Here is a 12348-nt window from a genome sequence, read left to right as displayed (position 1 = left end):
TCCTCTCATCTTTTCAGAAAACTTGCTTTGCGATTAGGTAAATAAATGGTAAAAGTAGCCCCTTTTTCAAGGCCTTCACTGTACGCATGAATTTCCCCCCCCAACTCATTGATAGCAAGAGCAGAGGCATGAAGACCGAATCCATGACCCGACTTTTTAGTTGTAAAACCAAAAATAAAAATTTTATCTAAATTAGTTTTTGAAATACCAATGCCATTATCAGAGAAATGGATTTCAATTTTGTCTTTATTATTTGCCAATCCTGTTTTAATAATTAGCGTTTTATTTGGATTTGTCGATTCAAGTAAAGCGTCCTTTGCATTAGACATGAGATTACCTAAGACCTGGAACAATTTAATCTTATCAACCATAATGGGCTTGATGTCCCCATATTCTTTCATAACCTTAATTTCATTTTTTAGGTAAATGCCTGATAAGAGAAGAGTCTCATCAATCAGATCACTAATGGAAATAATCTGCTCAAAATCATTCACTTTAATCACATTTTGCTGGGTGGATATGATGCTTTTGATAAGTCCTACATTTTTAGAAATTTCTTCTAATTCGCTGACCTCCAGCTCATGTTCCTTGCTCCAACACCGAGCTAATTCGTTAATATACGCTGCAACATGAATGCCATGCGGATCTTTGGTAAGAAATTGCGCTAAATCGTCTTTATGGGTATTAAATAGATCTGCTAATTTTTTTATTTCTTTTAAGGGTGAAGTTTTCTGACATGCAATTATTGTCTCAACTGAAATATTAACCGAATTAAGAACATTCCCCACATTATGCAAAACTGACGCAGCAATTTCCGCCATACCTAATTCACGTGCTTTTTCAAATTGATGCTGATTTTTAGCTTCTTTATACGAAGACGCTAAAAAAGCAATGCCTAAGATCACCATCGTTACCCCAGCAATTATAATTGCCAAGAAAGTTTGATTAAGCCCTTGATAATTATTTATATTGATGGGAGTACATAGAGGAGTAAACACTGATGCGGCCATGCCAGTATAGTGCATCCCACAAATCGCCAACCCCATCGTTATTGCCGATAAACTTTTAATCTTGTTTCTTAATTTTAAGATGACCGTATTGCTTTTCAAAGCAAACCAAATCGCTGCTTCTGAAGCAAGAATTGCTACGAGAATCGATAGTAAAAATAAGCTAGGCAGGTAAGCAATATTTAAGGAAATAAGCATTGCGGTCATGCCAGTATAATGCATGGAAGCAATTGCTAATCCTAAAATTAACCCTCCCGCAATAAGATGAATTATATTAATTATTGATTTTTTTAATAAGAATAAGGCAAAACCAGAAGCAAAAATGGCAACAACAAGTGAAAGAATAGTCCATAACAAATCATATTCTAAAACAAGGCCTGGAATTGTGAATGAGAGCATCCCTATAAAATGCATAGACCAAATTCCTGAGCCCATCGCTATGGCGCCACCCAGTAACCAAAGCCTGGCATCTTTTTTTGTATTATTGTGATCTCTTAAGCGTCCAGTTAAATCAAGAGCAATATAAGAAGCCATCACCGCCACTAAAAAAGAGAGGACGACTAATTTGGAATCATAAATTCCTATTAATTGATTCGTTGGTAAGGCATCCACTTGAAAGAAGCCAGTATACATTTCCCTTGATACTCTTTATATTTTGTTTAAGTGTAGCACGGCATTTACATTAAATAGTGAACAACCTGAATAAAATTACCTCAATAATCTTTTTTTATTTAATTCTCGCAGCGATTCTCATTGCGTACATTGTTTTTTATCGCAGTTCGGTTCAGCTCGAAAGTGGAATTTATGTCAATCAACCTCAAGCCATCACACATTTTGAACTGATTGATAATCATGGGAATTTATTTACAGAAACAAATTTAAAAGGTCATTGGTCTTTGCTATTTTTTGGCTTTAGTTCGTGTCCAATGATTTGTCCACTGACTATGCAAACGCTGAATCAAGCTTATGAAAGCCTCGTTAAAACAAAAAGACCACAAATTATTTTCATTTCGGTTGATCCTGAGCATGATTCCTTGCCGAGATTAAATCAATTTATCCATCAATTTAACCCGCATTTTATAGCGCTTAGAGGCGAAATGTCGGCAATAAATGCCTTACAAAAACAGTTGCATATTACAGTCTCAACCGCACCGATGAGTCACGGAACAGAAATTTTGTTCATTAATCCAGAAGCAAAGGTACAAGCTTATTTTTATCATCCTCTTCAAGTAAAAACTTTAGTATCGGATTTGAATCAATTAATTAATTAATTTAAGTGATTTTTATGGAACGGGACTTACCAAAATCAATGCTTCCTCAGCATGCTATGCTGATGCACGCAAAAATGTCAGTATCTCTTGCGTTTCAGGCATCATGCCATGCCAAATAAAAAAAGCCTCAGCAGCTTGTTCCACCAACATTCCTAAGCCATCTACTGCCTCACAATCTAATTCTCTAGCATATTGGACAAAAGCTGTTATGCCGTTTTGCTTATAAGATAAATCATAACAAAATGGCTTTGCTGCCATACATGCTGCGGGTAACGCAACAAACTCCCCTGCCAAACTGGCAGAGGTCGCATTAATTACGATATCAAACTGCCCCTCAATCTCATTCAGGCTTAAACATCGAGTTTGCGGGAAAGCACGTTGAAACTCCTCCGCTTTGGCTGGAGTACGATTCGCGATAATCAGTTCTGCAGGATGATTTTCCAATAAGGGATAAACTATACCGCGTGCGGCTCCCCCAGCACCTAAGATTAATACACGCTTACCTTTTACAAAGATATGTCGATGCAAATCACGAATTAACCCAACACCATCGGTATTGTCAGCATGTAATTGATTTGCTTGCATCCATAACGTATTTGCAGCCCCAGCTTTTTTACACCGTGCACTATGCTGTTGCGCCATCGTAAATGCTCGCTGCTTGAACGGTAAAGTAACATTCATTCCCTTACCATCTTGAGAAAAAAAATCAGATACTTGTTTCTCAAAGGATGAATTATCTGCCTTAATTTTTTCGTAAGTCAGTCGCACATTCATTTGTTTGGCAAAACACTGATGAATTACAGGAGATAAACTATGGACAATGGGATTACCAATAACTGCAAAACGCTGAGACACCTTACTCTCCTATTTGGGTTAATTGGTTGCTTTGTTGCCAACATCAGTACAGCAAAAAGTCTGTCAATTAACGGTTATCTTAAATTAAAACCAGAAAACCACATCCAAACCCTTATCAAAGAGTTTAATCAACATCTGGCGGAACAAAGAATATTTACTACGTATCCGATTATACCTTAAATAAGCCCTCACCCTCTTCATATTACCTTGTATCTGACACACCATAACTCACAACCCATTCCTGCCATTATCAGAAAAACAAGAGAATTGGCGAAGCAACAGCAACCAATACACCTTCGTACATCGAAATTTATTCCTAACCCCAATGGTTATGTAATGTTAGCCCTAGCCCATAATAAAAAAATATATTGATTAAGCAAGAAGACATTAAATAAATTAGCACACTTAAGGTATCCCAAAGGGATTCCGTACGTCTCGGACCTAGAAAGCCAGATGAATTGTTAGTGTACCTTAAATTTTTTCTTGAAAAAAACGTACCTCTCTACAAATAATTAAGTAACTGAGCTTTTTTGTCCCTCAATATTTCACTGATACAAAAGAGCATAACAAGTTACTCTTATTTGAGTTAAGGGAAAATTCAATGAGCGACTTTTCCGAAAATGAAAAAAATATCCTAAGAAACAGCCCATTATTAAATCATTTATCTGAAGAAAACTATCAAGCATTCATAGCAATTTCATCGCGATCTACCTTCGTAAAAGGTGATATTTTGCTCAAGGAAGGGGAACTAAATGATGATTTTTATATTATTGTTTCAGGATCGGTTGGACTCTATAAAAAAGAAAATGAAAATGCCGTCCCTGAATTGATCGATACCCTGGGCCCGGGTGAAACACTTGATGAAATGAGGGTCATTCAAAACCGCACGTGCGCGCTGACTGTGATCGCAACTGAAGCCACCGTTGTATTACAAACCTCTATAAGCCGATTACATGCATTGGAAAATCATCAATGTCATGATGCTATCGTGGAATCAGTAATAAAAATAATAAGCGACCGCTTGTTTCACAGTAACGAAACCATTTTAAATAAAATACGAGAAAAAAAGAGGAAAAATAAACAATTTATTTGCATCCTCTTTGGTATGCTCGTCCTTGTCGTTTTCTTATGTGAAGTAGGTTTGGGGCTTTATTACACTTTAAACCCCACTGATTTTTGCAATAATTTAAGTTCGCTTCCCGCTGAAAATACTAAAGTCGCACTTTAATAATGAGATCTAGATGCAACCAAGTCCTATTGGCCTGGGCGAAAACATAACCTAGGGATAATGAAGTTATTTATATCGAGAAACCCGGGTTACGGCTTCGCCTAACCCAGGCTACAACTGCTCGTTAGCTCGCATTAACCATTAAACTTTTAGAGACTACTTCCGCCAAATCACGCGATAAATCCAGTTTCGCCAATTGCTCCAATTGATCTCGCATTAACGCTTGTCTGGATTTGTCATAACGTTTCCAGCGAGTAAATGGGTTCGCTAAACGCGCTGCAATTTGTGGATTAATTTTATCCAGTGTTACTAACATTTCGGCTAAGAACTGATAACCACTTCCATCTAGGGCATGAAAATTGCGTGGATTTCCCATACAAAATGCGCCGATCAGCGCACGGACTTTATTGGGGTTTTTAATACTAAAAGCAGAATGTTTTAATAATACTTTTACATGAGTCAAAGTGTCCGGTAAATCGCTGGCCGCTTGAATTGCGAACCATTTATCTAAAACCAAATCATTTTTAGACCATTGTTTATAAAAATCATCAATTGCTTGCTCTCGCAATCCCTGATTCGTGCAATTGACCAATAAAGAAAAACTGGCGATTTGATCGGTCATGGTCTGTGCCGCTATAAACTGCTGTTCACATACATCTAAAGCAGTTACTTCCTTAGCTTTCATCATAAGCCATAGACAAACATTACGTAATTTTCTACGACCGTAAGCGGGTCCATTCATCCGATGATCTTCGCTTTGCCATAACTGTTGATAAAGTGACTGGGCAGTCTCATACAAGTACCATCCTAATTGCTGGTGGAAAAAATCACGGACGTTTTCTATAGCACTTACATCCACAATTTCCAGCCTTGTAGCAATATCCTCAAACCCTGGGGGAGTCAGCAATTCCGCACGCAAATCAGCATCAAGTGAATCATCAAGCAGTACATGCTTCAATGCAGAAATTAAAGCAGAAGAAATTTGCCATGTGCTGGATGGTTGAATTAAACATTCTTTAATGCAATTGAGCACAAGATTTTGCGCTGCATCCCATTTGGCATAACCATCCGCTTCATGCCGCAATAAGAAAAGCAACTCCTCCTGAGTCAAATCATATTTTAATTTAATCGGAGCAGAAAACTCTCGTAATAATGAAACAACCGGTTTTTCACTCAAACCGGTAAAAGTAAAACTCTGCTCTGCTTCTTTTAACTCCAAAATATCGTGATCAATCGCCATCTGATGCCCATGAGCATCAAATAATGCAATACGAATAGGAATATGAAATGGCTTTTTATCCTGGCACTCAGGAGTTGGTGGACAATATTGTTGCATTTTTAAGGTCAGTTTTCCCTGCGCATACTCATTGGCAACAGTTACCTCTGGAGTACCTGCTTGGCTGTACCATCGTTTAAATTGAGTGAGCTCAACCTGATTGGCATCTTCCATTGCGGCAACGAAATCATCAATAGTGACCGCCTGACCATCATGTCGTTTAAAATATAAATCCATACCTCGTCTAAAACCCGCTTTACCTAAGAGGGTATGTTGCATGCGGATTACTTCAGCTCCCTTATTATATACTGTGGCTGTATAAAAATTATTTATTTCCTGATAAGACTCTGGCCTCACAGGATGTGCCATTGCTCCGGAATCCTCAGGAAATTGAGCGCTTCGCAATACCCTAACATCCATAATTCGGTTTACATCCCGCGAATTCATATCACGAGAAAACTCCTGATCGCGAAACACAGTTAAACCTTCTTTCAAACTTAATTGGAACCAATCACGGCAAGTAATTCGATTACCCGTCCAATTGTGAAAATATTCATGGGCAACCACACCTTCAACATCGGCAAAATCCTGATCCGTTGCTGTATCAGGGCGCGCAAGAATGTATTTGGAGTTAAAAATATTTAATCCTTTATTCTCCATAGCCCCCATATTGAAGTCGCTAACAGCTACAATCATAAAAATATCCAGATCATATTCCCGGCCATAGACTTCTTCGTCCCAACGCATGGATTTTTTCAAAGACTCCATCGCATGGCTACACTTATCTTCATTTCCTGGCTCAACATAAATACGTAAATCAATTGTACGGCCAGAACAGGTAACAAACTTATCGCTAATGCACGCTAAATCTCCAGCAACTAATGCGAATAAATACGATGGCTTTTTGAAAGGATCATTCCAAACTACCCAATGACGTCCATCATCAGTCGCGCCTGATTCGAGCAAATTTCCATTAGATAATAAAATAGGGTATTGCTTTTTATCCGCTGAGATTCGTGTGGTATAAGTTGCTAAAACATCAGGACGGTCCAGAAAATATGTAATGCGTCGGAAGCCCTCTGCCTCGCATTGGGTACAAAACAGATGATTTGAGCGGTAAAGTCCAGATAATTGTGTATTATTTTGCGGGTAAATACGCGTTACTACATTGAGTGTAAGTTCATCGGGACAATTTTCGATAACGAGTGCATCCGGTTGTAAGGTATAGGCAGATGGTTCCAGTTTTTGGCCGTTCATATGTACACTAACCAATTCCAGCTCATCGCCATATAAATGCAACGGACCGGCATGTTGACGGATTAATTTCAGCTCACTAAGTACCAAAGCATGATCATCATAGAGGTCAAAATTTAAATTCACAGCCTCTACTGTAAAAAAAGGAGGCTGGTAGTTTTTTAAATAAACGGTTGTGTCAGGCATGATCATTACATCCTATGAAAAATGCGATTAAGTTTATTGAGTTATATAAAAAATTTTCTTAGTTTAGCCTATAATGATTATAAAGGGGTAACTTCTTCGGTCAATCTTTATCAGTATTACGAAGTTAGCTGGAAATTCATTTATTGCTTTTACCAGTAAAATGCAATAAATGTAAAGAAACACAATATATCCTTCACAAGGATAAAAGGGGATGGCATATGAATACTCAAGATTTTTTAACCAGTTATACCAAACGCTTTGTAGATAACAAAGAAGAAGAGATGAGTTTGGAAGAATACCTGGAATTGTGTAAAAATGACCCTTCAGCTTATGCCAATCCAGCGGAGCGCTTGTTAATGGCCATAGGCGAGCCTGAAATGATCGATACGCGTCATGACCCTGTTTTATCAAGGATTTTTTCCAACAAAATCATCCCAAGATATACTGTATTTCAAGATTTTTATGGCATGGAAGAGCCGATTGAGCAAATCGTTGGTTTTCTAAAACATGCAGCCCAGGGCTTGGAAGAAACCAAACAAGTTCTTTATCTCTTAGGACCTGTAGGGGGTGGTAAATCGTCTATTGCTGAAAAATTAAAAGATCTAATGGAAAAAATACCCTTTTACGCCATTAAAGGTTCACCCGTATTTGAATCCCCTTTATCCTTATTTAATCCAATTGAAGATGCGGAGTTACTCCGGGAGCGTTTCGGGATTCCATCTCGATACCTACGTTATTTGATGTCACCATGGGCAGTTAAACGTTTACATGAATATAATGGGGACATTAGTCAATTTAGAGTGGTTAAAGTCAAACCCTCACGTTTAAAACAAATTGCCATTGCCAAAACAGAGCCAGGCGATGAAAACAATCAGGATATTTCTTCATTGGTAGGTAAAGTAGATATTCGTAAATTGGAAGAACATTCTCAAGATGATCCTGATGCATACAGTTATTCTGGCGGATTATGCCGAGCAAACCGCGGTCTTTTAGAGTTTGTCGAAATGTTTAAAGCACCCATTAAGGTATTGCATCCCTTATTAACAGCTACCCAGGAAGGGAATTACAATGCGACCGAAGGTTTATCCTCCATTCCATTTGAGGGAATTATTTTAGCGCATTCGAATGAATCCGAATGGCAATCATTCAGAAACAACAAAAACAATGAAGCATTTATAGACCGTATTAACATAGTCAAAGTGCCTTATTGTCTGCGCGTTTCTGAAGAAATTAAAATTTACCAAAAACTTATTGATAACAGCTCATTGACTCATGCTCAATGTGCTCCAGGCACTTTGGACATGTTAGCGCAATTTTCAGTCTTAACTCGTTTAAAAGAACCGCAAAACTCCAGCATTTATTCCAAAATGAGGGTATATAATGGAGAAAGTTTAAAAGATACTGATCCCAAAGCAAAATCATATCAGGAATATCGCGATTTTGCCGGTGTTGATGAAGGAATGAGTGGCGTGTCAACACGCTTCGCTTTCAAAATCCTTTCTAAAGTGTTTAATTTTGATCATAGTGAAGTAGCCGCAAACCCTGTACATTTAATGTATGTGTTGGAACGTCAAATCGAACAAGAGCAATTCCCACAAGAGGTGCAGGAATCCTATTTGGGCTTTATCAAAGAATATCTGGCACCCAAATATGTTGAATTTATCGGTAAAGAAATTCAAACAGCCTATTTGGAATCGTATTCTGAGTATGGCCAAAATATCTTTGACCGCTACATCACTTATGCCGACTTCTGGATCCAAGATCAGGATTATCGCGATCCAGATACCGGTGAAATTTTTGACCGAGCCTTGTTAAATCAAGAGCTTGAAAAAATAGAAAAGCCAGCGGGGATATCGAATCCAAAAGATTTTCGTAATGAAGTGGTGAATTTTGTTTTACGTGCTCGTGCGAATAACCGCGGCAAAAATCCGGTGTGGAATAGTTATGAAAAATTAAGATCAGTAATTGAGAAGAAGATGTTCACCAATACTGAGGATTTGTTGCCCGTTATCTCCTTCAATGCCAAAGCATCTGAAGACGATAAGAAAAAACATGAAGAGTTTATTTCGCGAATGGTTGAGAAAGGATATACACGCAAACAAGTACGCTTGCTTTGTGAATGGTATTTGCGGGTGCGGAAGTCACAATAATAAAAATCTTTCTCTCGCACCTATGGGAGAAAGCTAAGTACTGGTGTAGTTTGGGCGAACGCATAAATCATAGCCCGGGATCTACGGTAAATGCTTCATTGGTTAAGGTTTTACCTTAGCCCAAGCTACAAATAGGTGCAGAATAAGTTTTTATGTGGGGCTAAAATTATGTCGCAATTGATTGATAGACGACAAAACGCAGGAAAAAAAAGTACGGTTAATCGCCAACGTTTTCTTCGCCGTTACAAAAATCAGATAAAACGTGCTGTTTCCGATGCGGTTGGAAAGCGAAGTATTACCGAAATTGACCAGGGCGAACAAATCACAATTCCTGCCAAAGACATTTCTGAACCTATGTTTCATCGGGGACAAGGTGGGCACATAGAACGTATATTACCAGGAAATGATAACTTTGTTGCTGGCGATAGGATAAGAAGACCCAGTGGAGGCTCGGGAGGCGGAGGGGATGGCTCAGAGGCCAGCGATAGCGGCGAAGGCGAAGATAATTTTGTTTTTGAATTATCTCGGGAAGAGTTTTTGGATCTGTACTTTGAAGACTTGGAATTACCGGATTTGGTGAAAAAGGAATTGGCGCGCATTAGCACCTTCAAAACGGTAAGAGCTGGAGTGACTACGAGCGGCATTCCTAATAATATTAATGTTCTTCGCTCAATGAAACAAGCAACCGGGCGCCGAGTTGCTTTGGCCTCACCCAACAAAAGACGATTAAAAGAAGCTGAAGAAGAGTTAGAGCAACTGCAAGCCCAACCTGTTCCAGATGCCGAAGCCCTGAAAAACGTGCAAAAAAAGATTGAGCATCTAAAGAAGAGAATACAAACGGTACCGTTTATCGATACCATTGATCTACGTTATAACTTTCGCGTTCGTGTTCCTTCACCTTCCACACAAGCAGTCATGTTCTGTGTTATGGACGTCTCAGGTTCAATGGATGAGGCTAAAAAAGACATTGCAAAACGCTTCTTTATCTTGCTTTATATGTTTCTCACCAAAAATTATGAAAAAATTGATCTGGTATTTATCCGGCACCATACTTCGGCTAAGGAAGTGAATGAAGAGGAGTTTTTTTACTCTCGTGAAACCGGGGGCACCGTGGTTTCCAGCGCCTTGGAACTTCTGAGTACCATTATCGAAAACCGCTATCCACCAGAAGCTTGGAATATCTATGTGGCGCAAGCATCAGATGGGGATAACTGGAATGCGGATTCACCTTATTGTCAGGAGCTGCTGCAAGATAAAATCATGCCTTTATTACAATATTTTGCTTACATTGAAATCATGCCGCGTCATCATCAAAGTTTATGGGAAGTCTATCAACTGGTAAAAGAGCGCTATCCTAATTTTGCTATGGAAAATATTGATACAGTGGCGGATATATATCCCGTTTTTCATGAGCTATTTAAAAGGAAAACTGCATGAAAAAGAAGAAGCCATTATCCACGGGTGCAGAATGGACCTTTGAATTAATTCAAGACTATGATCGTGAAATTGCACGCATCGCCAAAGATTTTAAGTTAGATACTTATCCTAACCAAATAGAGGTCATTACCGCAGAACAAATGATGGATGCTTATGCTTCAGTAGGTATGCCTATAGGTTATCATCATTGGTCTTTTGGCAAACATTTTGTCGGTGTTGAAAAAAGTTATAAACGTGGACAAATGGGCTTAGCCTATGAATTAGTTATTAATTCAAACCCTTGCATTTCCTACCTCATGGAAGAAAATACCATGGCCATGCAAGCCTTAGTGATTGCTCATGCCTGTTATGGTCATAACTCATTTTTTAAAAATAATTATTTATTTAAAATGTGGACCTCTGCTGATGCCATCATTGATTATTTAGTATTTGCACGAAAATATATCAGTGATTGCGAACAACGCTATGGCATCAATGAAGTAGAAGCCGTTCTGGACGCGTGTCATGCGCTGATGAACTACGGAGTAGATCGCTATAAACATCCTACCCCTTTATCCATACAGGAAGAAAAAATTCGCCAACAAAACCGCGAAATTTATATGCAATCTCAAGTCAATGAATTATGGCGGACCATTCCACAAAGCAGACATGTTACTGAAGAAGCTAAGAATAAACGTTTCCCGGATGAGCCGCAAGAAAATATTTTATACTTTATTGAGAAAAATGCACCTTTATTAGAACCTTGGCAACGAGAAATCGTACGTATCGTACGTAAAATGGCTCAATATTTTTATCCTCAAGGTCAAACTAAGGTAATGAATGAAGGATGGGCGTGCTTTTGGCACTATACCCTTTTGCATGCACTGTACGATGAGGGCTTGGTTACCGATGAATTTATGCTCGAAATCTTGCAAAGCCATACCAACGTCATCATGCAACTACCTTATAATAGTCCCTATTATAGTGGTATTAATCCCTATACCCTGGGATATCATATGATGCAAGACATCAAGAGGATTTGTGAAAACCCTACCGACGAAGATAAAGCATGGTTTCCTTATTTAGCCAATACAGATTGGTTAAGCAGTCTGGATAACGCAATGCGTCATTTCAAAGATGAAAGTTTTATTGCCCAATATTTATCACCTAAATTAATTCGTGATTTAAAATTATTTCATATCGTAGACGACGATCGCAGCCCCGATCTTTACATCAATGCAATTCATAATGAATCAGGATATCAAAAAATAAGAGAAGCATTGTCAAGACAATATAATCTAGGTTATTTGGAACCTGATATTCAAATTTATTCGGTTGACTTACAAGGTGATCGCTCAATGACTTTACGGTACACCCAACAAAATAGAGTACCTTTGGGTCAAACCACAGTCGATGTTTTGAAACATCTCTATTTTTTATGGAAATTTCCTATCGTTTTACACGCAGTAAACTCCGAAAATGAGATCACTGAAGAATATCATTGTCCGCCTTTGGCTCACAGCCAAAATTAAATTCATGTATTTTCGCTTGCATACACTCGAACGGTTGGATTTGAGTGCAGGTTGTGTACTTATGACCTCCTTGTTGCACATCGATACATGTAGCTGGGTGAAGCGAAGCGGAACCCGGGTTATGGAAGAAATGGATATTTATCCAAAAACCGGGTTACGGATTCGCCTACACC

The 12348-nt window shown here is 38.5% G+C and carries 8 protein-coding genes; 5 read left to right on the top strand and 3 right to left on the bottom strand.

Features of this window, described 5'->3' with window-relative positions:
- Nucleotides 1–5 precede the first annotated feature (5 nt).
- Complete coding sequence (locus tag LXO92_RS03390) at nt 6–1640, bottom strand: MHYT domain-containing protein (RefSeq protein ID WP_182351345.1); 1635 nt, start codon at nt 1638–1640, stop codon at nt 6–8.
- Between the two features lie 56 nt (nt 1641–1696).
- On the opposite strand from LXO92_RS03390, the gene LXO92_RS03385 reads away from it, so the two are divergent.
- A complete protein-coding gene (locus LXO92_RS03385) occupies nt 1697–2278 on the top strand; it encodes an SCO family protein (RefSeq protein WP_182351344.1) in 582 nt (193 codons plus the stop codon).
- 54 nt (nt 2279–2332) lie between these two features.
- Here LXO92_RS03385 and aroE read toward each other — a convergent pair whose 3' ends face one another.
- Nucleotides 2333–3133, bottom strand: coding sequence for a shikimate dehydrogenase (aroE, locus tag LXO92_RS03380; protein ID WP_182351343.1), 801 nt, complete (start codon nt 3131–3133; stop codon nt 2333–2335).
- A 601-nt stretch (nt 3134–3734) separates the two neighbouring features.
- On the opposite strand from aroE, the gene LXO92_RS03375 reads away from it, so the two are divergent.
- Nucleotides 3735–4361 (top strand): Crp/Fnr family transcriptional regulator, encoded by a 627-nt coding sequence (locus LXO92_RS03375; RefSeq protein WP_182351342.1) that lies wholly within the window; start codon nt 3735–3737, stop codon nt 4359–4361.
- A gap of 124 nt (nt 4362–4485) precedes the next feature.
- Here the strand turns inward: LXO92_RS03375 and pepN are convergent, their stop codons facing one another.
- Entirely contained in the window at nt 4486–7077 is a 2592-nt protein-coding gene (gene pepN, locus LXO92_RS03370) for an aminopeptidase N (RefSeq protein WP_182351341.1), read from the bottom strand.
- A gap of 218 nt (nt 7078–7295) precedes the next feature.
- Between pepN and LXO92_RS03365 the strand changes: the two genes are divergently transcribed.
- The 3 genes from LXO92_RS03365 to LXO92_RS03355 all read left to right on the top strand — a co-directional run bounded on the left by LXO92_RS03365 (nt 7296) and on the right by LXO92_RS03355 (nt 12175).
- Nucleotides 7296–9227, top strand: a complete 1932-nt coding sequence (locus tag LXO92_RS03365) for a PrkA family serine protein kinase (RefSeq protein ID WP_182351340.1) — start codon at nt 7296–7298, stop codon at nt 9225–9227.
- 168 nt (nt 9228–9395) lie between these two features.
- Complete coding sequence (locus LXO92_RS03360) at nt 9396–10664, top strand: YeaH/YhbH family protein (protein ID WP_182351339.1); 1269 nt, start codon at nt 9396–9398, stop codon at nt 10662–10664.
- Nucleotides 10661–12175 carry a SpoVR family protein gene (locus tag LXO92_RS03355; protein WP_182351338.1) on the top strand — a complete coding sequence of 505 codons (1515 nt, stop codon included), beginning with the start codon at nt 10661–10663 and terminating at the stop codon, nt 12173–12175. The genes LXO92_RS03360 and LXO92_RS03355 overlap by 4 nt, the downstream gene beginning before the upstream one ends.
- The last annotated feature ends 173 nt before the right edge of the window (nt 12176–12348 follow it).

Source organism: Legionella resiliens (genome assembly GCF_021344005.1).
Taxonomy (GTDB): domain Bacteria; phylum Pseudomonadota; class Gammaproteobacteria; order Legionellales; family Legionellaceae; genus Legionella; species Legionella resiliens.
The sequence above is the reverse complement of the archived record's forward strand: the minus strand, read 5'-3'. Positions and strand labels throughout refer to the sequence as shown.

Coding starts and splice junctions, on each gene's coding strand:
- LXO92_RS03390 (WP_182351345.1), bottom strand. CDS start 1,640: ATGTATACTGGCTTCTTTCAAGTGGATGCCTTACCAACGAATCAATTA.
- LXO92_RS03375 (WP_182351342.1), top strand. CDS start 3,735: ATGAGCGACTTTTCCGAAAATGAAAAAAATATCCTAAGAAACAGCCCA.
- pepN (WP_182351341.1), bottom strand. CDS start 7,077: ATGCCTGACACAACCGTTTATTTAAAAAACTACCAGCCTCCTTTTTTT.
- LXO92_RS03365 (WP_182351340.1), top strand. CDS start 7,296: ATGAATACTCAAGATTTTTTAACCAGTTATACCAAACGCTTTGTAGAT.
- LXO92_RS03360 (WP_182351339.1), top strand. CDS start 9,396: ATGTCGCAATTGATTGATAGACGACAAAACGCAGGAAAAAAAAGTACG.
- LXO92_RS03355 (WP_182351338.1), top strand. CDS start 10,661: ATGAAAAAGAAGAAGCCATTATCCACGGGTGCAGAATGGACCTTTGAA.